This is a genomic window from Arthrobacter sp. CG_A4, assembly GCF_035985125.1.
Taxonomy (GTDB): domain Bacteria; phylum Actinomycetota; class Actinomycetes; order Actinomycetales; family Micrococcaceae; genus Arthrobacter.
Genome location: NZ_JAXCID010000008.1, coordinates 80,130 through 101,992, shown reverse-complemented (window position 1 = coordinate 101,992; position 21,863 = coordinate 80,130). Strand labels below are relative to the sequence as shown.

General features: G+C 67.5%; 20 protein-coding genes and 1 pseudogene. 7 read left to right on the top strand and 14 right to left on the bottom strand.

Annotated elements, in window-relative coordinates:
• Positions 1-240: 240 nt before the first annotated feature.
• Together RCH07_RS05580 and RCH07_RS05575 are read left to right on the top strand one after the other, a co-directional pair.
• Positions 241-1,086 (top strand): hypothetical protein, encoded by an 846-nt coding sequence (locus RCH07_RS05580; protein ID WP_326966485.1) that lies wholly within the window; start codon positions 241-243, stop codon positions 1,084-1,086.
• A gap of 252 nt (positions 1,087-1,338) precedes the next feature.
• Positions 1,339-2,031, top strand: a complete 693-nt coding sequence (locus RCH07_RS05575; RefSeq protein WP_326966484.1) for a hypothetical protein — start codon at positions 1,339-1,341, stop codon at positions 2,029-2,031.
• Between the two features lie 46 nt (positions 2,032-2,077).
• On the opposite strand, the gene RCH07_RS05570 is transcribed toward RCH07_RS05575, so the two are convergent.
• Both RCH07_RS05570 and RCH07_RS05565 read right to left on the bottom strand, forming a co-directional pair.
• A complete protein-coding gene (locus tag RCH07_RS05570) occupies positions 2,078-2,773 on the bottom strand; it encodes a redox-sensing transcriptional repressor Rex (protein ID WP_326966483.1) in 696 nt (231 codons plus the stop codon).
• A gap of 90 nt (positions 2,774-2,863) precedes the next feature.
• Positions 2,864-3,130 (bottom strand): glutaredoxin family protein, encoded by a 267-nt coding sequence (locus RCH07_RS05565; protein WP_326966482.1) that lies wholly within the window; start codon positions 3,128-3,130, stop codon positions 2,864-2,866.
• 110 nt (positions 3,131-3,240) lie between these two features.
• Here RCH07_RS05565 and RCH07_RS05560 point away from each other — a divergent pair, with 110 nt between their 5' ends.
• A complete protein-coding gene (locus RCH07_RS05560) occupies positions 3,241-4,059 on the top strand; it encodes an HAD family hydrolase (protein WP_326966481.1) in 819 nt (272 codons plus the stop codon).
• A gap of 283 nt (positions 4,060-4,342) precedes the next feature.
• Here RCH07_RS05560 and RCH07_RS05555 read toward each other — a convergent pair whose 3' ends face one another.
• The 3 genes from RCH07_RS05555 to RCH07_RS05545 form a co-directional block, all read right to left on the bottom strand.
• Entirely contained in the window at positions 4,343-4,441 is a 99-nt protein-coding gene (locus tag RCH07_RS05555; RefSeq protein WP_003792170.1) for a 30S ribosomal protein bS22, read from the bottom strand.
• Between the two features lie 205 nt (positions 4,442-4,646).
• Positions 4,647-4,859, bottom strand: coding sequence for a helix-turn-helix domain-containing protein (locus RCH07_RS05550; RefSeq protein WP_138768374.1), 213 nt, complete (start codon positions 4,857-4,859; stop codon positions 4,647-4,649).
• Between the two features lie 180 nt (positions 4,860-5,039).
• Positions 5,040-5,729 carry a FadR/GntR family transcriptional regulator gene (locus RCH07_RS05545; RefSeq protein ID WP_326966480.1) on the bottom strand — a complete coding sequence of 230 codons (690 nt, stop codon included), beginning with the start codon at positions 5,727-5,729 and terminating at the stop codon, positions 5,040-5,042.
• 121 nt (positions 5,730-5,850) lie between these two features.
• Here RCH07_RS05545 and RCH07_RS05540 point away from each other — a divergent pair, with 121 nt between their 5' ends.
• On the top strand, positions 5,851-7,218 hold the full coding sequence (locus tag RCH07_RS05540; RefSeq protein ID WP_326966479.1) for an alpha-hydroxy acid oxidase: 1,368 nt from the start codon (positions 5,851-5,853) through the stop codon (positions 7,216-7,218).
• A 400-nt stretch (positions 7,219-7,618) separates the two neighbouring features.
• Here the strand turns inward: RCH07_RS05540 and RCH07_RS05535 are convergent, their stop codons facing one another.
• On the bottom strand, positions 7,619-8,158 hold the full coding sequence (locus RCH07_RS05535) for an ArsR/SmtB family transcription factor (RefSeq protein ID WP_326966478.1): 540 nt from the start codon (positions 8,156-8,158) through the stop codon (positions 7,619-7,621).
• A gap of 72 nt (positions 8,159-8,230) precedes the next feature.
• The gene (locus RCH07_RS05530) at positions 8,231-9,454 is read right to left on the bottom strand and encodes an acetoin utilization protein AcuC (RefSeq protein ID WP_326966477.1); all 1,224 of its coding nucleotides are present in this window, start codon (positions 9,452-9,454) and stop codon (positions 8,231-8,233) included.
• Positions 9,455-9,557: 103 nt separating this feature from the next.
• On the opposite strand from RCH07_RS05530, the gene RCH07_RS05525 reads away from it, so the two are divergent.
• Together RCH07_RS05525 and RCH07_RS05520 are read left to right on the top strand one after the other, a co-directional pair.
• Positions 9,558-10,988: a TrkH family potassium uptake protein gene (locus tag RCH07_RS05525; RefSeq protein WP_326966476.1), complete on the top strand. Its 1,431-nt coding sequence runs from the start codon at positions 9,558-9,560 to the stop codon at positions 10,986-10,988.
• A 40-nt stretch (positions 10,989-11,028) separates the two neighbouring features.
• Positions 11,029-11,667, top strand: a complete 639-nt coding sequence (locus tag RCH07_RS05520; protein ID WP_442784777.1) for a potassium channel family protein — start codon at positions 11,029-11,031, stop codon at positions 11,665-11,667.
• Between the two features lie 18 nt (positions 11,668-11,685).
• On the opposite strand, the gene proC is transcribed toward RCH07_RS05520, so the two are convergent.
• The 7 genes and pseudogenes from proC to RCH07_RS05485 all read right to left on the bottom strand — a co-directional run bounded on the left by proC (position 11,686) and on the right by RCH07_RS05485 (position 21,091).
• Positions 11,686-12,519, bottom strand: coding sequence for a pyrroline-5-carboxylate reductase (gene proC / locus RCH07_RS05515; RefSeq protein ID WP_326966474.1), 834 nt, complete (start codon positions 12,517-12,519; stop codon positions 11,686-11,688).
• Between the two features lie 762 nt (positions 12,520-13,281).
• Positions 13,282-14,328 (bottom strand): Ppx/GppA phosphatase family protein, encoded by a 1,047-nt coding sequence (locus tag RCH07_RS05510; protein ID WP_326966473.1) that lies wholly within the window; start codon positions 14,326-14,328, stop codon positions 13,282-13,284.
• Positions 14,329-14,367: 39 nt separating this feature from the next.
• Positions 14,368-14,820: an SseB family protein gene (locus RCH07_RS05505; RefSeq protein WP_326966472.1), complete on the bottom strand. Its 453-nt coding sequence runs from the start codon at positions 14,818-14,820 to the stop codon at positions 14,368-14,370.
• 48 nt (positions 14,821-14,868) lie between these two features.
• Positions 14,869-17,607, bottom strand: a complete 2,739-nt coding sequence (gene topA, locus RCH07_RS05500; RefSeq protein WP_326966471.1) for a type I DNA topoisomerase — start codon at positions 17,605-17,607, stop codon at positions 14,869-14,871.
• 161 nt (positions 17,608-17,768) lie between these two features.
• Positions 17,769-18,494 (bottom strand): ArsR/SmtB family transcription factor, encoded by a 726-nt coding sequence (locus tag RCH07_RS05495; RefSeq protein WP_326966470.1) that lies wholly within the window; start codon positions 18,492-18,494, stop codon positions 17,769-17,771.
• A 179-nt stretch (positions 18,495-18,673) separates the two neighbouring features.
• Complete coding sequence (locus tag RCH07_RS05490; RefSeq protein WP_326966469.1) at positions 18,674-20,311, bottom strand: DUF7059 domain-containing protein; 1,638 nt, start codon at positions 20,309-20,311, stop codon at positions 18,674-18,676.
• 10 nt (positions 20,312-20,321) lie between these two features.
• Positions 20,322-21,091, bottom strand: a pseudogene (locus tag RCH07_RS05485) (MerR family transcriptional regulator).
• A gap of 162 nt (positions 21,092-21,253) precedes the next feature.
• Between RCH07_RS05485 and RCH07_RS05480 the strand changes: the two are divergent.
• Complete coding sequence (locus tag RCH07_RS05480) at positions 21,254-21,715, top strand: hypothetical protein (protein WP_326966468.1); 462 nt, start codon at positions 21,254-21,256, stop codon at positions 21,713-21,715.
• The last annotated feature ends 148 nt before the right edge of the window (positions 21,716-21,863 follow it).

Below are 21,863 nucleotides of genomic sequence, written 5' to 3'. Positions count from 1 at the left end.
TCCTGGGCCGGCCTGGCGTGCAAATCGGGCCGGTCACCGCGGCTTGAAACCGCCGGCAACCCGCTTCATCCCCGCGATGGAGCGGGTTGCCCTATATTACCCCGGCCCGGCTGCCGCTGGACATGTTGCCGGACGTGCTGCCGGACTAACTCGGGGCCTTGAAATATAGGCGCCTCGGCATTGTCCGCAATCGGCTCAGATTCCTAGATATCGGCACACGCGCGGTCTACAGTGAGAGCCATGAGCAACCCCAGTGATGTAACTCCCCCGCAGCAACCGGGTGCCCAGCCGCCGCAGGGCAGCAACGCTCCGCCCGCTGGCTCCGAGCCGCCCCAGGTAACACCGACGGTCCCGGAGGGTTACCAGACGCCGCAGGGCTACCAACCGCCGTCGGGCTCCAGCCAACCCCCGCAGGGCCACCAGCCGCCGTCGGGCTCCGGCCAACCCCCGCAGGGGTATCAGGCACCGCAGGGCTACCAACCGCCGTCGGGCTCCGGCCAACCCCCGCAGGGGTATCAGGCACCGCAGGGCTACCAGCCGCCGTCGGGCTCCGGCCAACCCCCGCAGGGGTATCCGCAAGACCGGCCTGCGCCGGCGGGCGGGTTCCGCTTCGAGATGCCGGCAGGGCGTCCTAAGACCTTCAATGACGTTATGCCCCGGGGTGGCCTCTCCGGCATGTTCACCGTCACTGGGATGCCGACCGAACTGAAAGTTTCCTACTGGGTTTGGCTGATTGGCGGGCTTCTGGGCCTGCTGGGCGGCATCATCGTCCTCTTCGGATCATTTGTCCTCTTCGCATTCGCGCCTGGCGTGGGACTGGTGGTTCTGCTGCTGGCGCTCGTTGCCCTCGCGCTGGCCGCGGCCCAGATTGTCCTGGCCATGAAAATGAAGGAAGGCCATGAATGGGCCCGGTTTGCCCTCACGATCGTTGCCGGCATTTCTCTCTTGCTGAACATCATCAGCGCCGGCGCCGTGGACGGACGGGGCACCAACTGGTCCGGGTTCCTCATCAGCCTCGCGGCGACCGTATTGATGTGGCTGCCCAATTCCCAGGCCTGGTTCGCTTCCGTCCGGGGCCGCGCCTGATCCAGGGCCGCGCCTGATCCGGGGCCGGAGAGAAACCGTTTGAGGGTGGCTGAGGGGCCGTTGCAGGGCACCAGCCCCGCGGCGGCCCCTCCGCTTGCACTGCACTGGACGCGTTGTACGCGGGCTGAGAATACCTCTCGGGAATGATCCGCGCAGCGACCGGCCCGCGGTACGGTGGAGATACCCATGCTGGGGGCAGGGCAGGATTCTGGTCCCGGTAGCCGCTCCAGACCGACATGCAAAAGGACCGCCATGAGTATCCCTCCCGTCCCGCCGGCCAACCCGGACGGCAACACGCCGGGCGAAAAGCCGATGCCGAGCTACGGCCAGAACGCACCCGCCGCCCCGCAGCACGGCCAGGCTCCACCTCAGTACGGCCAGAACGCACCCGCCGCCCCGCAGTACGGCCAGGCTCCACCTCAGTACGGGCAGGCCGAGTACGGCCAGTCCCCGTATGCCCAGGGCCGCCCCGGCCAGCCACAAGCTCCCGCGGCCATGCCGAAGCAGGTCAACATCGCGTTTTGGCTCATCGTCGCCTCCGGTGCGGTGTGGGTGATCTCCCTTCTGGTATCCCTTGGTGCCCTGGACAGCGCCGCCATGCGGGACATGTTCCAGCAGCAGATGAGCGCCAGCGGCACCGACGTGGCGTACGAGGACCTCAAGCCGTTTCTGACGGGCACCATCCTCGTCTTCGCGGCAATCAGCGCCGGCCTCTACGCCCTCGTCGCCCTCAACGTCCGCAAGGGCAAGAACTGGGCTCGTATCCTGGGCACGGTCTTCGCCGCACTGTCGGTCTTCAGCCTCTTCCCGCTGGGTCTTTCAACCCTGGCGGCCGTCCTCGGCATCGCGGGCATCGTGCTGCTCTACCTCCCCGCGAACTCGCCCTATTTCAGCAAGCGCCAGCCGTTCGCTAACCCGTACGGACAGCCGGGCGCACCCAACTAAACAGGCACGGCGCGCAGGGCGCGGGATCCGGACGGCCCGACTGAAACTAGTCGGCATCCTCCGGGTTCTGCGCCCTTTGTGCGTGATAGGCGAGGATCTGGAGTTCAGTGGCCATATCCACCTTGCGCAGGTTTACCCCCGGCGGCACCTGGAGCATCACCGGGGCAAAGCTGAGGATGCTGCGGACGCCCGCGGCAATCACACTGTCGCAGACACTCTGCGCCGCCGCGGCCGGCAGCGCCAGCACCACCATGTTGGTACCGGTGCGCTGCAGCACCTGCTGAAGATCCGCTGCGTCGCTGACCCGAAGCCAGCCGACCTCGCTGCCCACCACCATCTGGTCGGCGTCGAAGATCGCAACGATGTCGAAGCCCCGGGATTCGAAGCCGCCGTACCGCGCGAGGGCCTTGCCCAGGTTGCCCGCACCAACAATGGCGACCTTCCAGTCCTGTGTCAGGCCGAGGGCCGCGGCAATATGCCGGTTGAGGTACTTCACTTCGTAGCCCACACCGCGGGTGCCGTAGGAGCCGACGTGGGAGAGGTCTTTGCGCAGCGTGGATGAACTGACACCCGAGGCTTCGGCCAGTGACTCGGACGAGACCCGGTCCACCCCTTCGGCCAGCAACGTGGTCAGGGCGCGCAGGTAGATGGTCAGCCGGGATACGGCCGCGGGCGGAATCTGCTTTGCTGCAGCCCCCGTCCCCCCGTGCACAGCCTCGGGAGTTGAATCCAGCGAAGTCACTATCTGCTCCATTGCGTCGCGTTGTGCCTCCCACTCTAGGGCCCCGGCCGTTCGGCCAACAAAGCAGGCAGCTGTTCGGGCGGCGCCGCGTCAGATTCCCGGCTGAAGGGCCCTGCGCAGAGTCCGCTCCAGCCGGACTTCATCGATTTTCCAGAAATCCCGCTGGACACCGTCCACCAGCACCACCGGGATCTCCTCGGCAAACCGCTCACGCAACGCCACGTCGTTATCCACCGACTGTTCGCTCCAGCCGAGGCCAAGGGCTTCCGTGACCCGGCCGACGGCGGCGCGCGCGTCTGAACAGAGGTGGCAGTCGGCTTTGGTGATCAGAACTACATCGGGGAGGGGCGTGGGCATGGTTCCACGGTAGCCCGGCATACCCTCCGGCGTCGACGCACGGCACAGCCTGCCCGGGGTCCGTAGCCCGGCCGACGGCAACCAGCCGCCGCGTTGGCTAGACTCAGGGAATGCCCGAGGAGAAGTACGTCGCCGTGGCCGGACAGCCTGTTGCGCCGCCGCAGCAAGGCGAGGCCGCTTTCTTCGACGTCGATAACACCCTAATGCGGGGCGCCAGCCTGTTCCATGTGGCGCGCAAGATGCACCAGCGCGGTGCTTTCACCCTCCGCGAGGCCGCCGGTTTTGCGTGGAAACAGCTGATGTTCGTGCTGCGCGGCGAGAACATGGATGACGTTCACGCCGTCCGCGACTCCGCCCTCACCCTGGCCGCCGGCATCACGGTGGAGGACGTCGAGGCGTTGGGCGAAGAGGTCTACGACGAAATGATCGAGTCCCGGATCTGGCCGGGCGCCAAGGCCCTCGCCGAGCAGCATCTCCGGGTGGGCCGTAAAGTCTGGCTCGTGACGGGGACGCCGATCGAGGTGGCTACCGTGATCTCCACGCGGCTGGGCCTCACCGGCGCCCTCGGCACGGTGGGCGAGATCGTGGACGGGGCATACACCGGCAGACTGGTCGGCGACATTCTGCACGGCCCCGCGAAGGCACTCGCTGTCCGCGGGATCGCCGACGCCGAGGGCCTGGACCTCAACCGCTGTTGGGCCTACAGCGACTCACACAACGACATCCCGCTGTTGAGCATGGTGGGCCATCCCGTGGCCATCAACCCGGATTCGCGGCTGCGCCGGCACGCCCGGGAGAACAACTGGCCGGTCTACGATTTCCGCTCCGGACGCCGCGCAGCGACTCTGGGCCTCAAGGCCGCCACGGCCGGCGGGGTCATCTACGGCCTCTGGCGGGGTTTCTCCCGCTTCCGAGGCCCCACTATGTAGCCTGCGGGCACCCTTCCACCTGCGGATCCGCCCCGCGCCAGTTTTCGCTGCGCTTTCATTCTGGCGCGGCGCATTCTGCCGGGCGCTACGCGAATCCGCGCGTCGCCAGCGTGAAAGCGCGTCGCCAGGCCAAACCGGCGTCGCCAGCGTGAAAGCGCGTCGCCAGGCCAAACCGGCGTCGCCAGCGTGAAAGCGCGTCGCCAGGCCAAACCGGCGTCGAAAACCCCAATGAAAATGCCCGCCGCCTGGAAGGCAACGGGCATTCACACTCTGCGAAGTATCTCTACTTCTTATTGCGACGCTGGTGGCGCGTCTTGCGAAGCAGCTTGCGGTGCTTCTTCTTGGCCATACGCTTGCGACGCTTCTTAATAACTGAACCCACGAAAGTTCCTTACCGGCTAGATGCAGTACCTGCCTGTTGGGAAGGGTCCGCGGGCTAAGCAGCAGACTGAAACAACGGACAGGTTCTTACAATGACGTAAAACGTTCCTTAACAGGGTACCGCCTCCCGGGGGCACACCACGACCGCAGGTACTCCCGGACGCCTGCAGCCAGAATTCCGGCAGCAGCCGGCGCCGCGGTAAGACTCAGGCTGTTTCCGTGTGCCCGTCGACGACAGCACCCTTGAGATACTGTTCGACGGCGTTCTCCGGCACCCGGTACGAGCGGCCGAAGCGGACAGCCGGCATTTCACCGGAATGGACAAGCCGGTACACGGTCATCTTGGACACGCGCATGACGTCCGCGACTTCAGCCACGGTCAAGAACCGTGCGTTGGAGAAGTTAGCCTCCGAAGACATTTCCCTATTCCTTTGCTCAAGCGAACGGCAACCCCATTTGACTGACATGGCGGTGTGCCGATGCTGAGCCATCAAACAACCATGTGTTAGATACTCTAGGGGCTGATGATGCCAATGTGAAAGGCCCTGCAGGAATCACCGGGACTTTCCGCGGAATCCATGACGGGTCCGGCCGGCGGGTCAGTCCCCTGAGCCCAGCCCGGCTTCCGCGTAGTAGCCCTCGATGTGGTCCGCGACCAACCGGGCCGCGCGGCCGCCGTCGTGGGCGCTGATGGCCGCCAGAATGCCCCGGTGTTCCGCGCGGAGACGGGCCGCGGTGGAGTCCCAGTCGGGCAGGTTTCCGGTGAGCCGGCCCGCGTAGCCCTGGATGGCTTCGCGCAGGGAAGCCATCATGGCGCTGACCACGGCGTTGCCCGCGGCGTTGGCGAGCGCCAGATGGAAACGGACGTCCAGTTCGAGGAACGCCTCCGTACCCGCACAGCCGTCCATCTGGTCCAGCAGCCGGCCGGCCTCCGCGAGGGACGGCGCCTCCGGGCGGGCCCGTGAGGCCGCCCATGATTCCAGCAGCACCCGGGTTTCCACAATGTCCTTGACCGGCAGGTGTGAGGTGGCCACGTGCAGCCGGAGCGCCGAGCCCAGGGCGGCAGTGGGGTCGGCAATGACCACGGTGCCCGCGTCCGGGCCGGAACCCACCCCGGCCCGGAGCACCCCCATGGCCTCAAGAACCCGGATGGCCTCGCGGACGGAAGTACGGGAGACCTGGAGCTGCCCGGCGAGGGACCGCTCCGCCGGCAGTCGTCCGCCCAGAACCAGCCGGCCGCCGGACAGCTCGCCCTCGATCCACGTCAGGACAAGCTGATGGGTACGCATGGCACCATCGTACTTGATGTGGTTGGACCACACCGCTAGACTGTGGTTGGACCACATCCCTGGTCGAGTTTCGCCAGCCATGCAGATACCCAGGAAAAACGAGACCTGCCCGGAGGCAACCATGACGCAGACGATCGAGCCCGGCAACACCGAGGTGCCCACCACTCCCGCAGCCACCACGCCGGACGGCCCCGCGGCGGGCGGCCACCCGGTCAGCCCCGCGGCGGGTGCCCCGGCCGGCCACCCGGGCAGCATTCTTCCGGCTGCCCTGAAGCGACGCGTCCCGAAGTACTCGGACCTCGCGCCGCTCATGCAGTTCAAAAAACCGGAGTTCAGCCGTGCCGCGAGGATGCGCCGCGCCAGCACCATCTGGGACCTCCGCGACATCGCCAAGCGCCGCACGCCGCAAGCGCCCTTCGACTACACCGACGGGGCCGCGGAAGCCGAGATCACGCTGCGCCGTGCGCGCCAGGCGTTCCTCGACATCGAGTTCCGGCCCGGCATCCTGCGCGACGTCTCCAGCGTGGACCTCGGCACCGAGATCCTTGGCAAGCCGTCCCGGCTGCCGGTAGGGATTGCCCCCACAGGATTCACCCGGATGATGCAGTCCGAGGGCGAGTACGCCGGGTCCCAGGCCGCCGCGGCGGCCGGCATCCCCTATACCCTCTCCACGATGGGCACGGCGTCGATCGAGGATGTGGCCGCCGCCGCCCCGGACGGCCGGAACTGGTTCCAGCTCTACCTGTGGACGGACCGGGACCGCTCGCTCGAACTCATCGAACGCGCCGCCAGGGCCGGTAACGACACCCTCATGGTCACGGTGGATACCGCCGTCGCCGGAGCCCGGCTCCGCGACGTGCGCAACGGCATGACCATCCCGCCTGCGCTGACGCTCAAGACCGTGCTGGATGCCTCCTACCGCCCGGCCTGGTGGTTCAATTTCCTAACCCACGAGCCGCTGGCGTTCGCCTCGCTCTCGCGCTACACGGGAACGGTCGCGGACCTGATCAATTCCATGTTCGATCCCACCCTGACCTTCGCGGACCTCGACTGGTTGCGTGAGACCTGGCAGGGCAAGCTCGTGGTCAAGGGCATCCAGACGGTCGACGATGCCCGCAAGGTGGTGGACCACGGTGCTGACGGCGTCGTGCTGTCCAACCACGGCGGACGCCAACTGGACCGGGCCCCGATCCCGTTCCACCTGCTCCCGGAGGTCTCCGCCGCGCTCCGGACCGACAACAGCGACGCCGCGATCATCCTGGACACCGGGATCATGAGCGGCGCGGACATCATCGCGGCGCTGGCTTTGGGCGCGGACTTCACCCTGATCGGCCGCGCCTACCTCTACGGGCTGATGGCCGGCGGCCGGGCGGGCGTGGACCGGGCCATCCAGATCCTGGAAACCGATATGCTCCGCACCATGGCGCTGCTCGGCGTCAGCCGGATCTCCGAGCTGACCCCCGACCATGTGCGGCTGCTCCCCCGCTGACCGGGTCCGGCAGTCCAACCCAAGTGGCTAACGCGCATTTTCACTAGTTCGTCGGGGCCTGGGCGCGCCGGCCGGGCTCCGGGACATGTCCCGCGCCAGGGCCAGCGAATGGACATAGTGTCATTACGCCCAGTCCCGGGCGCGAAGAATGGGCATGTCCCCCTGGACAGGACACCGGACCAAAGGGACATGCCCCGCGCCGGGGCCGGCGGATGGACATAGTGTCATTACGCCCCGTCCTGGGTGCGAAGAATGGGCATGTCCCCCGTTACCCCCGGCGCGAAAAGGTCCAGGCTCCGTCCGACCCCCGACGAACTAACGAAAATGCCCGCTAACAGCAGGGGCCGTTCTGGCCGCCCAAAACGGGCGCTCAAAACGGCCCTGCAGCGAGTTAGTTGGGCTATTTCCTGCGGCCGAATTTGGGCAGGTTTGCCAGCAGGTCCGCGGCCTTGGTGGCGGCGCGGCCCACCGTGCGGCCGATCTGTTGCGGCATCTTGTCCTCGCCGCCCGTGCCGACCGGGATCACGACGGCGGGGCTCAGCAGGCCGCCCGTTGCACGCCCGGCCAGCGCCGCGGCCGGCGGTGAAGCCTGAGCGGCTGCGGCCTCGGCCAGGGTCGCCGGGGCCGGCCTGGGCAAGGTGTCCGGGATCCGGGCCGGGGCGGTCGCGGCGGCCACCGGCCCGACGTCGAACGTCTCCAGCCAGTTGGCGACGCCGGCTAGGGGCTTGGTGTTCAGCGTGTAGTAGCGCCTCTGTCCCTGCGCGCGCATGCTGACAAGATCCGCTTCGCGGAGGACCTTCAGATGCTTGGAAATGGTGGGCTGGCTTGCTTCGAGCTCCTGGACCAGCTCCCCCACCGCTTTGTCCCCCTTGCGGAGGGATACCAGAATGTCACGCCGGGTTGCCTCAGCAATGACGGCAAATACGTCATCTGTCACCATGCCTCCACACTAGCGACATATACGCCTGATGGCATCCACCAATTGCGCCTCGGCGGCGCTAGCCAAACCAGGCTAGTCAAACCACGGGTCCAGGCCGTACAGCGGGAAGATTTCCTTGCGGGTGGCCATCACGGTGCGGTCCACTTTGTCGTTGGGGTCGAAGCCGACTTCCCAGGAGCGCCACCAGAGGTCGACGCCGTCGCCCATCAGTTCGGGCGGTTCCACACCGTACTTGGCCCCGTACTTGTCCTTCACGTAGGTGCGCCAGTCCGCCGGGACGGGGGCGCGGAGCGGGACGGGACGGCCGGACGCGATCCCGATCAGGTGGCTCCAGGACCGCGGCACGACCGTGATGACGTTGTAGCCGCCACCGCCGGTGGAGATCCAGCGGTTGTCGCAGTAGCGGGCGGCGAGGTTGCCGATGGTGGTGGCGGCCTCGCGCTGGCCGTCGACGCTGATGTTGAGGTGGGTCAGCGGATCCAGCCGGTGGGAGTCGCAGCCGTGTTGGCTGACGATGACCTCGGGTTCGAAGGCGCCCACGAGCTGCGGCACCACGGCATGGAAGGCCCGCAGCCAGCCGGCGTCACCCGTGCCGGCCGGCAGTGCCACGTTGACGGCGCTGCCCTGAGCGTCCGGTCCGCCGATTTCATTGGCGTAGCCCGTGCCCGGGAACAGGGTCAGCCCGGATTCGTGCAGGGAAATGGTCAGCACCCGCGGATCGTCCCAGAAGATGCTTTGGGTGCCGTCGCCGTGGTGGGCGTCGATGTCGATGTATACGACGCGCTGCATGCCGCCGTCGAGCAGCCGCTGGATCGCAAGGGCGGCGTCGTTGTAGATGCAGAAGCCGCTGGCGCGTTCGCGCGCCGCGTGGTGCATGCCCCCGCCGAAGTTCACCGCACGGACCGCGCTGCCGTCCAGGATCGCCGCGGCGGCCAGCAGGGAGCCGCCGGCCAGCCGGGCGCTGGCTTCGTGCATGCCGGCAAACGCCGGATCGTCCTCGGTGCCCAGCCCCCGCGCTTCGTCCGGGGTCTCCGGGTCAGCGCTGACGCGCCGGACGGCGGCGACGAATTCCGGGCTGTGAACGGTGCACAGCTCGGCGTCGGTAGCCACGTCCGGTGCCGCCACGGAGACATGGTCCAGGTCCAGCAACCCCAGGCTGCGGGCCAGCCGTTCGGTGAGTTCCATCCGCTCCGGCGCCATCGGGTGGCTGTGGCCGAAGTTGTAGGCGGTCATGGCTGGGTCCCACACCACTGTGGTTGGCAGTGTGGTCGAGGCGAGCCCGGGCAGGTATGTCATCATTCACAGGCTACCCGAGCGTTGCGCCCCGCTCCCCGGTCATTGAGCGGGGTTTAGTGGTTTACTACTCAGGGAAGCAGTTTCAAGCGAGGATAAGCCACACATGACGCAAAGCCAGTCGAGGTCCAAGAGCCCGGCAAGCTGGCACCCCGGCACTCCGGAGCGGGAGGGCCTGTGGATTTTCACCCGCCTGCGCGACTTCATCGACAATATCGCCAACACCTCCCCGGCCCGCCTCGCCCTGACCGCGTTCGGGGTGGTGATCCTGGTTTTCACCGCCCTGCTCTCGCTGCCAGTGTCCTCCGCCACGGGGGATCCTACTCCCCTGCACCAGGCCCTGTTCACCGCGGTGTCCGCCGTCTGCGTCACGGGCCTGACCGTGGTCTCCACCGCCGTGCACTGGTCCTTCTTCGGCCAGCTCATGATCCTGATCGGCATCTTCGTGGGCGGATTGGGCACCCTGACGCTGGCCTCCCTGCTGGCCCTCATGGTCAGCAAGAAACTCGGTGTCCGCGGCAAACTGATCGCACAGGAGGCCATGAACGCCGGCCGCCTGGGCGAGGTCGGCACCCTGTTGCGGATCGTTATCGTCACGTCGGTGGTGATCGAGGCTGCCCTCGCCGTCGCGCTGATCCCCCGGTTCCTCGCCCTCGGGGAAAGCTTCGGCCAGGCCGTCTGGCACGGCGTGTTCTATGCGATTTCCGCGTTCAACAACGCCGGCTTCACGCCGCACTCGGACGGCATCGTCCCCTACGGGACCGATCTGTGGATCCTCGTCCCGCTGATGGTCGGTGTTTTCCTTGGCAGCCTGGGCTTCCCTGTGGTGTTGGTTCTGCAGCAGAACGGCCTCAACTGGAGGAAATGGAACCTGCACACCAAGCTGACCATCCAGGTGACGCTGATCCTGCTGGTTGCCGGGACCCTGCTGTGGGGGTTGATGGAGTGGGATAATCTGCGGACCATCGGCGGCATGGACCTTGGCGAAAAGATCACACAATCGCTGTTCGCATCCGTCATGACGCGCTCCGGCGGCTTCAATCTGGTGGACCAGAACCAGTTGGATTCCACCACGATGCTGCTGACCGACGCCCTGATGTTCGCCGGCGGCGGCTCGGCGTCGACGGCGGGCGGTATAAAGGTGACCACCATCGCGGTGATGTTCCTGGCGATCGCGGCCGAGGCCCGCGGTGACTCCGATGTCAAGGTCTACGGCCGCACCATCCCCGAGGGCACCATGCGGGTGGCCATCTCGGTCATCGTCGCCGGCGCCACCCTCGTCGCTGTGTCGGCCATGCTGCTGCTGCACATCAGCGGGGCGTCGCTGGACAGGGTGCTCTTTGAAACCATTTCCGCGTTCGCTACGGTGGGCCTCAGCACGAACCTCAGTGCCGAGCTGCCGCCGTCGGGCGTTTACGTCCTCGCCGCCCTTATGTTCGCCGGCCGTGTCGGGACCGTCACCCTTGCCGCCGCCCTGGCCCTGCGCCAGCGCAGCCAGCTGTACCACTACCCGGAAGAGAGACCGATCATTGGCTAGTTCCTCAGGCGCCGTCAACCGCCCCGCCCACAACGCCCCAGTGCTGGTGATCGGGCTGGGCCGCTTCGGCGCATCCACGGCCGAACAGCTCGTCAAGCAGGGCCGCGAGGTGCTGGCCATCGAACGCGACCGGACCCTGGTGCAGAAGTGGTCCAACATCCTGACCCACGTCGTGGAGGCCGACGCTACCAACATCGATGCGCTGCGCCAGCTTGGCGCGCAAGAGTTCAGCTCCGCGGTGGTGGGCGTGGGCACCTCGATCGAGTCCTCGGTGCTGATCACGGTCAATCTAGTGGATCTTGGGATCGAGCACCTCTGGGTCAAGGCCATCACGCCCTCGCACGGTAAAATCCTGACCCGGATCGGCGCCAACCACGTGATCTACCCGGAGGCCGACGCCGGGGTCCGCGCCGCCCACCTGGTCTCCGGCCGCATGCTGGACTTCATCGAGTTCGACGACGACTTCGCGATCGTAAAAATGTACCCGCCGCGCGAAACTGTGGGCTTCACCCTGGACGAATCCAAGGTCCGGTCCAAGTACGGCGTCACGATTGTGGGCGTGAAATCCCCGGGCGAGGACTTCACCTATGCCCGGCCGGAGACGAAGGTGTCCTCGCGGGACATGCTCATCGTGTCCGGGCACGTGGACCTGCTGGAGCGGTTCGCCGCCCGGCCGTAGCACCCACCGCCCCGGAGGCTAGGCGAGCTGCGTCGTGATCTCCCCGGCGCGGGCGGCCGCAGCACGGGCGCCCGCGGCGATGATCGCCGGCAGTCCCCGCTCGTCGAAGGTGGCGATGGCCCGTTCGGTGGTGCCGTTCGGGCTGGTGACCGCCTTGCGCAGCGCCGTGGGATCCGCGCCCGGCTCGGCCAGCATAAAGCCGGCCCCGGCGACCGTTTCACGCGCCAGCAGCAGCGACAGCTCGGGGTCGAGCCCCAGTTCGACGCCGGCCGCAGCCATCGCTTCGGCCAGATAGAACGCGTATGCCGGGCCCGACCCGCTGATCGCGGACAGCGCGTCCACCTGCTCTTCGGGGATCTCGACGACGGTTCCGACCGCGGAGAGGAGATCTTTGGCCAGCTGGAGCTGCTGGGCGGAGCAGCTGGTCCCGGGCGACACGGAGACGACGCCGCGGCCCAGCTTTGCAGGTGTGTTGGGCATGGTGCGGATCACGGGCTGGCCGGCCGGGAGCGCCGCCTCCAGCTGCTCGATCGAGACGGCGGCGGCGACGCTGATAACGATCGTGTCCGGCGCCAGCGAACCACCGATTTCCCGGGCCAGGTCCGCGGTGCCCACGGGCTTGACTCCCAGGATAACGACGCCGGAGCCGGTGGCGGCCTGTTTGTTGTTCTCGGGCTCCTCCTCGCCGGCGATGGCCGTGATGCCGTGGTGCCGTTCGGCGAGTTCGGCGGCCCGCCCTGCGCGGCGGACCGTAGCGACGATGTCCGCCGGTGCGGTGCCGCCCTCGATCAGGCCACCCAAAATTGCCTCGTTCATTGACCCACAGCCCAGGAATGCGATTCGAATACTCATGCCCCCATCATTGCAGTCCGGCCCGATTCCCAGCCAGCGCACATGCTCGGCGCAGCCTGTTCACAATCTCCGGAACTAGTGTGGTGAGTGCCTCATTGAGGGTGCGAGTGATACGGCGGACATGCGGATGTCCGCCCGGCGCCGGTGGTCTGCAGCGGGTTTTCCCCCATTTTCCCGCAGCGGACGGCCGGTGCCGTCGCTGTTTTTGGGGCTGCATGCGGAGCGGCCGGGTGACCGTGCGCCCGCCCCGGCGCCTTTCCAGCCAACGCACAGGCAATTCTGCTGAAACACCCAAGGTCGGCGCCTACCATGAAGACTGCCTCAACCAAGGTGCGAGTGATGATAGTCGGCCCTCCGGGACCGGCGTGGCGCCGGGTGGCTGCAGAAGAGTTCCCCCAGCTCCTTCTGCGAAGCCGCCCGGCGCTTTCCATATTAATCCGCCTCCGGTGCTAGTGGGCATTCTCGTCAGGTGGTCGGGGGTCTGGGCGCAGTCGCCGGACTCTGGGACATGCCCCGCGCCGGGGCCAGCGGATGGACATAGTGCCATTGTGTCCGGTCCCGGGTGCGAAAAATGCGCATGTCCCGCAGGACTGGACACTCGCTCAAAGGGACATGCCCCGCGCCGGGGGCTGCGGATGGACATAGGGCCATTGTGTCCGGTCCCGGGTGCGAAAAATGCGCATGTCCCCCGGTGCGAAAAGGTCCAGGCTCCGTCTGACCCCCGACGAGCTAACGAAGATGATCTCTGACCCGCGTCCGGTGCTAGCCCGCGTCCATAGTTGCCGCGACCGGCGGCTGAGCGTCCGGCGGCTGAGCTTCCGGCGCCGGAGTCTCGGCCGGAGGCCCCTGGACGACGTGCAGCACCGGCTCCAGCGGGCCCTCGAAGACGAGCTGGTCCAGGCGCCGGAGAATGAGACCTTCACGCAGCGCCCAGGGGCAGATCTCTATGCTGGTGAACTCGAAAAGCTCCAGTGCTGCTTCGGCCACCAGGGCCCCGGCCAGCAGTTGGGCGGCGCGGGCTTCAGAGACGCCGGGAAGGTGCAGCCTGTCCTCCACCTCCATCGCCGAGATGCGCTGGGCCCAAAGCCCCACATCGGCTGCGAAAAGTTCGCGCTTGACATAGGGGCCGGCGCCGCTCGGCGCGGCCCCGGCGATCCGGGCCAGCGAGCGGAACGTTTTAGAGGTGCCCGCCACATGGTTCGCCTTGCCCAGCTTCTCAAAGTCCCGCGCCACCGGCTTGAGCGTGGCCCGGATGTAACGGCGCAGCTCCTTGACGCTCCTGGCCGAGGGCGGGTCCTCGGCCAGCCAGTCGCGGGTGAGCCGGCTCGCCCCGAGCGGGACGGACGTCGCGAGTTCGGGGAGTTCGTCCTCGCCGTAGGCCATCTCGAAGGATCCGCCGCCGATGTCCAGGTTCAGGATGGCACCGGCTCCCCAGCCGTACCAGCGGCGCACGGCGAAGAAGGTCATGGAGGCTTCTTCGCTGCCGGTGAGTTCTCGGAGCGTGACCGTGGTTTCCTGCTTGACGCGGGCCAGTACGGCGGGTCCGTTGGTGGCCTCGCGGAGGGCTGAGGTACAGAACGCCAGGAGGTCGTCGGCCTTGTGTCTCGCCGCGAATTCCCGGGCTTCAAGGATGAATTCGACCAGCTCATGCTGGCCTGCGTCATTGATACTTCCGTCGCTCTCGAGGAACTGCACGAGGGACAGCGGCCGCTTATGCGACGCGAAGGGCACCGGGCGCGCGCCGGGGTGGGCGTCCACCAGCAGGAGGTGAACAGTATTGGAGCCGATGTCGAGGACGCCTAGACGCATGGTGCCATTATTCCCCCGCGGCAGCGGCTGGCCTAACCGCTAGGCCGGCTCGACGTCGTCCCCGGGAGCATCCGCCGGATCTTCGCTTGGCTTGAAGTCGCGGCGGATGCTGGCCACGCCTTCCGGATCGATTTCGAAGCCGAATGCGGCACCGGGATTGATGACCATGCCGAGTTCTTCCCCGAGATTGCCGAGGACTGCGGCACCCTGGGTGCCCAGCACGTTGGGGGCGGCGGCCAGGTACTGCTCAGTGACGCGGCTTGGGTGGGAGAACACGGCCAGGACAGGGTTGCCGGCGGAATTTGCGAGCACCAGCGGCTCGATCTGGGCATCGGGGCCCTCGAGCGCATCGGAACTGACGATGTAAACCTCGTTGTTGAGGAAGGCGAGGATGACGTCAACCGGGTTGGCGTCCGGCTGCTCCCCCCGGGCGAGCTCCTCCTCGAGGTCGTTCAGCGGCTGCAGGTCCAGATGATCGGGCTGTTCAGTCATGCTCCTACTCGATCACGTTGCGTGCGGCACCGCAAACGGCAGCACCCCCTACTTCTTTGCGGCGGCCTTGCGAACGGGCGCCTTGCGGGCCGCCGTCGTCCGCTTGACCGGCCCCTTGGCGCGCTTCTCCGCAAGGAGTTCGACGGCGCGTTCCCGCGTGAGTTCCTCGACTTCGGTGGTGCGCGGGACGGTGATATTGGTGATGCCGTCGGTGATGTACGGGCCGAAGCGGCCCTCCTTCACCACGATGTTCTTCTCCGAGACCGGGTCCGGGCCGAACTCCGCCAGCGGCGGTACGGCGGCGCGTGCCCCACGCTGCTTGGGCTGGGAGTAAATCTCCTCTGCCGCCTCAATCGTGATCGTGAAGATTTCCTCTTCCGAGCCGATGGACCGCGAGTCCGTGCCCTTCTTCAGGTACGGGCCGAAGCGGCCGTTCTGGACTGTGATCGGGTTGCCCTCGGCATCCTGACCGAGCACCCGGGGCAGGCTCATGAGCTGCAGTGCCTCGTCCAGGGTGACAGCGTCCACGCTCATGGAGGCGAACAGGGACCCGGTGCGCGGCTTGGCCTTGACGGGCTTTTTCGGCGGCTTCGGCTTGCCGTTCTTGTAATACTCCACCGGCTGGTTGGCGATCTGCTCGTCGGTCATCTCGGGGATGACCTCGGTGACGTAGGCACCGTAGCGGCCGTTCTTGGCCACGACGGTATGCCCGGTGTGCGGATCCGCGCCGAGCACACGCTCCTCGGGGGCCGCGGTTTCCATCAGCTCGATCGCCTTGGCGGCCGTCAGCTCGTCCGGGGCCAGATCCTCCGGGACGTTGGCGCGGGCGGCCTCCACCACTTCGCCGGTCTTCGGATCCACCGTGGGGACGGAGCTTTCCAGATACGGGCCGAACTTGCCCACGCGCAGGGTGATGCCCTCGGTGATCGGAATGGAGTTGATGTCGCGGGCGTCGATCTCGCCAAGGTTGTTGACGATGCTTAGCAGCCCGGGATCGGAGTCTTCGCCGAAGTAGAAGTGCTTGAGCCAGGTGGTACCCGTGGCCTGGCCGTTGGCGATCTTGTCCAGGTCCGCTTCCATATCGGCCGTGAACTCGTAGTCCACATAGTCGTGGAAGTGCTGTTCGAGCAGCCGGACCACGGAGAACGCGATCCAGCTGGGGACCAGGGCCGAGCCCTGCTTCCGGACGTAGCCGCGGTCCTGGATCGTGGAGATGGTGGAGGCGTAGGTGGACGGCCGTCCGATGCCCTTCTTTTCCAGCTCGGCGGTCAGTGAGGCTTCCGTGAACCGCGGCGGCGGCGAGGTCTCGTGGCCGACGGCTGCAATCTCCGAGGCGGTCAGCGCGTCGCCTTTGGCCACGTTCGGCAGCCGGCGCGCTTCCTCGGATTCGTCGTCACCGCGGCTCTCGTCCTTGCCTTCTTCGTAGGCGGAAAGGAAGCCGGGGAAGGTGATGACGGTGCCGGAGGCCGAGAATTCGGCATCCCTGCGGTCCGCGGCGCCGCCTACAGTCATGGCGCCGAGGCGGATGGTGGCGGTGGAGCCCTTGGCGTCGGCCATCTGCGAGGCGACGGTGCGCTTCCAGATGAGCTCGTAGAGCCGGAATTCGTCGCCGGAGAGCTGCTTGGCCACCTGGGCCGGGGTGCGGAAGGAGTCACCGGCGGGGCGGATGGCCTCGTGGGCCTCCTGCGCGTTCGCTGCTTTGCCGCTGTACACCCGCGGTGACTGGGGCACGTACTCCGGGCCGTACAGCTCGGATGCCTGGCGCCGCGCGGCCGTGATGGCCTCGTTGCTCAGCGCGGAGGAGTCCGTACGCATATAGGTGATGTAGCCGTTTTCGTACAGGCGCTGGGCCACCTGCATGGTGCTCTTCGAGGAGAAGCGGAGCTTGCGGCCGGCCTCCTGCTGCAGCGTGGAGGTAGTGAACGGGGCGGTGGGGCGGCGGGTGTAGGGCTTGGTGTCGACAGAGCGGACACGGAAATCGGCGTCCTGCAGGCCCGCTGAGAGGGACGTGGCGAGGTCCTCGTTGAGGTGCACGACGTTGCGTGAGGTGAGCTCGCCGCCGTCGCTGAAGTCGCGGCCGCTCGCTACCCTCGCGCCGTCGACCATGGCCAGTTTGGCCTTGAACGAGCCGGACCCGGCGCCGAACTGGCCGGTCAGGTCCCAGTAGGAGGCGGCCCGGAAGGCCATCCGCTCCCGCTCGCGGTCCACCACCATGCGGGTCACCACCGACTGCACACGCCCGGCGGACAGCCCGCGCGCCACCTTGCGCCACAGCACCGGGGAGATCTCGTAGCCGTAGAGGCGGTCCAGGACGCGGCGGGTTTCCTGGGCGTCCACCAGGTCCTGGTCCACATCGCGCAGGTTCTCCATGGCGCGGTGGATGGCTTCCTTGGTAATTTCACCGAAGGTCATCCGGTAGACCGGAACCTTGGGCTTGAGCACTTCCAGCAGGTGCCACGCGATGGCCTCGCCTTCGCGGTCCCCATCGGTTGCGAGGTAGAGAGCGTCAGCGTCTTTGAGCTGGGCCTTGAGCTCGGCGACCTTTTTCTTCTTGTCCGGGGACACCACGTAATAGGGCTTGAAGTCATTGTCGATGTCGACGGCGAACTTGCCCACCGAGGTCTTCTTCAGATCCGCGGGGAGCTCTGAAGGCTGCGGGAGGTCACGGATGTGACCAATGGAGGCCTCGACGATGAAGCCTTCGCCGAGGTACTTGGCGATGGTCTTGCTCTTGGCGGGAGACTCCACGATCACGAGTTTCTTACCGGTTTTGGCCTTGCTTGGCACGGTGCTCCTACAGAAAAAGGTTGCTCGGGCAGATGCGCCCATACCCGCCTAGTTCACCATATTTTTACGGGTTCCCGCGCATTCAGGTAGAAAACGCAGGTCTCCGGGCCCGGCTTCCGGACGCAATGAAGCAGCCCGTCCCGGCACCGCGAGAACCAGCCTCAGGCAGGTCCGGCAGCCGTTCCGGCGGGGCCCGCGGCGGCCGTTCCGGTTGGGCCCGCGGCAGCCGTTCCGGGTGCCGGTGCGGCGGCCGGGCCGCGGTCATCCGGAATCATCGACCACATCGTCGCCATGCGCTGGGTGCCTGCCGGAATCCGGTCCGGGTCTTCAAGCTCATAGTCCTTCAGCAGGTCGAAGAGCTTCTCGGTCAGCTCGGCCCGCTGGGCCGGCGTCAGGTACAGAAGGTTGCTGGCCAGCACCACGGACGAGGGGCTGTCCGCGAGTTCGCCGCGCCGGCGGCGCTCGTCCCGGGTCTTAGCGTAGGCATTGACACGGCGGCGGTAGGCGTCGAGCTCCAGGTCGAGCACGGCGAACTCGGGGCTCGCCACTCCCCCGCCGGAGTTGATGGTGAAGTCGGTGCCGGCGGCCTGCCAGCGGCGTTCGCGGGCGTCGCCGGCGGTGGCGGCCGGCACCACGATGCCCCATTTCTGCAGGGCGCGCAGGTGGTAGCTCATAGCGCTTGGCGTGAGGCCCGTCTGGGCGGCCAGTTCGGTGGCCGTCCGGCTCGCCTGGGTCGCATACAGTTCGGAAATGACTTCCAGCCGGGCGGCGTGGGCCAAAGCCCGGATCGCCTTCGGATCGGTGATTTTCACTTTCTTTTCCGGGCGCGGCCGGCGTCCGACGGCCGGCGGCACCGGCGACTCCGCCGCTGGGGTTTCTGCATTCACCCCACAAGTCTACCGAGCACCGCCAAACTATGAAAGAAACGCTTGACACCTCCCCTGCAGGGGAGCACTTCGCCGCCGGCGAATGAGGTACGTCAGAACTTGCCTGCCGGATCCCCGGCGGCCGCCCGAACGTGTCAGGCGGGCAGCAGACGTCAGCCGGCCCGGCCGCCCCGAAGGTGTCAGGCGGGCAGCAGGAAGCCGTCCCGGAGCAGGTTCGCCACCTCGGCGAGCAGCCTGCCTCGGAAGGCCCCGGCGTCGAACCCCTCATGCCCGCCCAGCAAAGCCTCGAGGGCGCCGATGATCTGACCGACGGAGAGATCGCCGTCGCACGCTGAAACGAAGCCGGCCAGCTCGGTGCTCAGCAGGTTGGTGCGGCGCAGACCGGCACCCTGGCGCAGCAGGATAACGCCGGGGTGTTCGGCGCCGGGCCGCTGGTGCCGTTCCTCGGTGACGTCCTCGGCAACCAGCAGGTGCGCGGCGGCCACATCGTGGGCTGCCAGCCAGTCGGCGCGCTCGACGGCGGCGCCCAGGTGCGGGCCCGCGGGCTGCTCGATCGGATAGGTGATCTCCTCAAAGCGGGACATCACCGGCGTCGAGCCTCCCGCCGGACGCCGCAGCCAGATCATCCCAAAGCCGATCGACGCCACATTCCGCGAGGCAAAGTCGTCCAGATATGCGGCGTACGAGTCCTGGTACAGCCGGCCGTCGCGGGACTCTGAGGCGTCCTGCAGCCAGGTCTCGGCGTACTGTTGCGGGCCAACCTGCTCGCGCTGGATGAACCACACGTCCATGTCCGGACTGGCCCAGCTTTGCGGCCGTTCAGCCCAGACAACCCCCGCCGGAATCTCCCAGTTACCCAAAAGCTGGGCTGTTCCGGCCGGAGCGAGCACCGAGGGCAGCGCTGAGACGAGCGCGGCTACGATCTCGTCCCCCGGGAGTCCGCCGTCGCGGTAGGTGAACTGGTCCGCCGCGGCCTCCCCGACGCTGCGGGGCGTGATGACGAACGGCGGGTTGGAGACCACCAGCTCGAACTCCTCGCCCGCGACGGGTTCGAGCAGGGAGCCCAGACGCAGGCTGACCCGGCTTTCCAGGTCCGCGGGGTCCAAATGCAGTGCTTCGGCGTTGAGAGCCAAGTTGAAGCGGGTGAAGGCCAGCGCGCGTTCGGAGATGTCGGTGGCCGTCACGTGGTCCGCGTGGTGCAGCAGGTGGAACGTCTGGATCCCGCAGCCGGTACCGAGGTCCAGTGCGCGGGCCACATGCCGGCGCGCGGTGACCTGCACCAGGGTGGTGGACGCCTGACCGATCCCCAGCACGTGATCGTGGCGCAGCACACCGGGGCGCTGGTGGGCGGCAAGGTCGCTGGCCACCCACAGGTCCGCCCCGCCACTGCCGGCTCCGTCGTCCCCGACGGTCGGGTCCCAGCCGTACGGCCGCAGGTCCACCTTTGCCTGGATCAGGCCCGTCGGGGAAGGTTCCACGAGGCCGAGGTCCAGCAGTCCGGCCGTGCGGACGCCGGGCAGGGCGGCGTCGAGCGTCCCGGTCCGCTGCGGTTCGGCCAGCAGCCACAAGCGGACGACGGCGGCGAGCGCCGCCGTCGTCGGCCCGCCCTGGTGGGCGCGTTCGGTGACAATGAGGGCGGGGACGAGCTGGTCCCGGCTGAGAGCGGCGTGCGCGGCCGGACCGAGCAGCTCCGCCACGCCGTCGACCGTGTAGCCGATGGTCCGCAGGTCGGCGGCGAGCGATGTAAGCGGCCCGTTGAGGTCGCTGCGGGGTGCGTCGGGGGTGTTGCCGGCCGTGAATTGCGTTGAGGGAGTCACCCCGTCAAGTTTAGAGGTGCTTCTCGGCGTAGACCCGCAGCGCGTCGCGGACGAAGGCTGCCCCGGCTTCACCGCCGTAGTTCGCGGCGAAGCGGGGATCGGCTGCGTACATCTCGCCGAGTCCGGTCACGTAGCCCTTCACCTCTTTGTTGCTGCCTGTGCCGAGCCCCGTCGCGGGCGTCCCGGGAATGCCGGCGAGCCATTCGACGTGGCGACGAGCCAGGTACTGGGCCGTCTCGCTGTCCGGAGCGGCGCCCGATTGCGCCGCCGCGATCCAGTCGTTGCCCAGTTGCTGGGAACGCTGCTTCCACGCGTTCTTCCCGGCCGCACCCATTCCGCGCCACCAGGCGTCGGAAGTGGCATACGTGTCCTCACCCCAGCGATCCTCCACCTCGTCCTTGTACCGGGTGTGGTCAAAGCCGTCGAACACCTTCTCCGCCATGATCCCTCCTCCTTCTTTCACTGCTTCGATGGTGTGCTGGACCGAGGCAATTGCCGGGCCAGCCGGTCCTGTTCCTGGCGCAGCCATTCCAGATGGCGGCCCAGTGCCTTCTCCGCGTCCGGCTCATGACCGAGCACTTCGGCGACCGCAGGCAGCCCAAGCCCGAGCCCACGCAGGAGCACGATGCGCTGCAGCCGCACGAGCGCCGTCTGGTCGTAGTACCGATAGCCGTTGTCACCGGTGCGGCTGGGGCTGAGCAACCCGATGTGGTCATAATGACGCAGGGTCCGGCTGGTGGTGCCGGCGAGCTTTGCGATCTGTTGCACAGACCAGTCCATGCGGCCCTCCTCCTGGCTCCCGTGTTCGTAGGACCTGTCCTCCGACTCTAAAGCTTGACGTCGCGTCAAGGTCAAGGGGCACCCGGGGACTCTGCGGCGCGGGGCCGGGCCGGGGCCGCGAGGCCGGGCCGGGGCACCGTTCCCACGCGGTAGGTTGGAGGAATGGCTTTCCGTTCCCCTCGCCCGTCGGGCCCGCCGGCGCTTCGGCTGAGATTCGCCGGCGCGGCCGCCTGCGCCGCCGTCGTCCTGGCCGGGTCGGCGTGCTCCCAACCCGGTTCCATCGAATCCGCCGATGTTCCGTCATGGAAGGCCACCGCGCTGCCGCCGGCCGACAGGATTGTGCTGGAGGACGCGGGCAAAATCCTCACCCGCGATCCGATCGTGAGGGCCGCCTCGGGAGTGCAGGCCGGCAGTTATACGCTGACCATGAGCTGCGACGGCGGCGGCAAGGCCTTCTTCAGCGTTTCCCTCAACGGCACCAGGCTGGCGGAAGCGGGGGCAGCCTGCAACGGAAGCCGCGAAACAGCCCGCATCAAGGTGCCCGACGCAGGCACGGTAGAGATCAGCGCGACGAGCGTGGACGCGCCGCTCATTTACGGCTACCACCTCGCGCCTGCGGCGTAACAGCCGGCGTTGCCACCGGCCGGATGCGGTTATGCGGACGACGTCGGCCTGGCGCCCGTGGATCCCGCGGCGGACCGGCCATGGGGCCCGATCCCTGCCCGCCGGCAGTGCCGTTAGGCTCTGGTGTTCTTTGCCCGCCGGGCCTAAA

Excerpts from the sequence above, each read along its gene's own strand:
- RCH07_RS05505 (WP_326966472.1), bottom strand. The coding sequence starts at position 14,820 with ATGACTGAACAGCCCGATCATCTGGACCTGCAGCCGCTGAACGACCTC.
- RCH07_RS05550 (WP_138768374.1), bottom strand. The coding sequence starts at position 4,859 with ATGTCTTCGGAGGCTAACTTCTCCAACGCACGGTTCTTGACCGTGGCT.
- RCH07_RS05480 (WP_326966468.1), top strand. The coding sequence starts at position 21,254 with ATGGCTTTCCGTTCCCCTCGCCCGTCGGGCCCGCCGGCGCTTCGGCTG.
- RCH07_RS05530 (WP_326966477.1), bottom strand. The coding sequence starts at position 9,454 with ATGACATACCTGCCCGGGCTCGCCTCGACCACACTGCCAACCACAGTG.
- RCH07_RS05565 (WP_326966482.1), bottom strand. The coding sequence starts at position 3,130 with ATGCCCACGCCCCTCCCCGATGTAGTTCTGATCACCAAAGCCGACTGC.
- RCH07_RS05575 (WP_326966484.1), top strand. The coding sequence starts at position 1,339 with ATGAGTATCCCTCCCGTCCCGCCGGCCAACCCGGACGGCAACACGCCG.
- RCH07_RS05540 (WP_326966479.1), top strand. The coding sequence starts at position 5,851 with ATGACGCAGACGATCGAGCCCGGCAACACCGAGGTGCCCACCACTCCC.
- RCH07_RS05535 (WP_326966478.1), bottom strand. The coding sequence starts at position 8,158 with ATGGTGACAGATGACGTATTTGCCGTCATTGCTGAGGCAACCCGGCGT.
- RCH07_RS05545 (WP_326966480.1), bottom strand. The coding sequence starts at position 5,729 with ATGCGTACCCATCAGCTTGTCCTGACGTGGATCGAGGGCGAGCTGTCC.
- RCH07_RS05560 (WP_326966481.1), top strand. The coding sequence starts at position 3,241 with ATGCCCGAGGAGAAGTACGTCGCCGTGGCCGGACAGCCTGTTGCGCCG.
- RCH07_RS05580 (WP_326966485.1), top strand. The coding sequence starts at position 241 with ATGAGCAACCCCAGTGATGTAACTCCCCCGCAGCAACCGGGTGCCCAG.
- RCH07_RS05510 (WP_326966473.1), bottom strand. The coding sequence starts at position 14,328 with ATGCGTCTAGGCGTCCTCGACATCGGCTCCAATACTGTTCACCTCCTG.
- proC (WP_326966474.1), bottom strand. The coding sequence starts at position 12,519 with ATGAGTATTCGAATCGCATTCCTGGGCTGTGGGTCAATGAACGAGGCA.
- RCH07_RS05525 (WP_326966476.1), top strand. The coding sequence starts at position 9,558 with ATGACGCAAAGCCAGTCGAGGTCCAAGAGCCCGGCAAGCTGGCACCCC.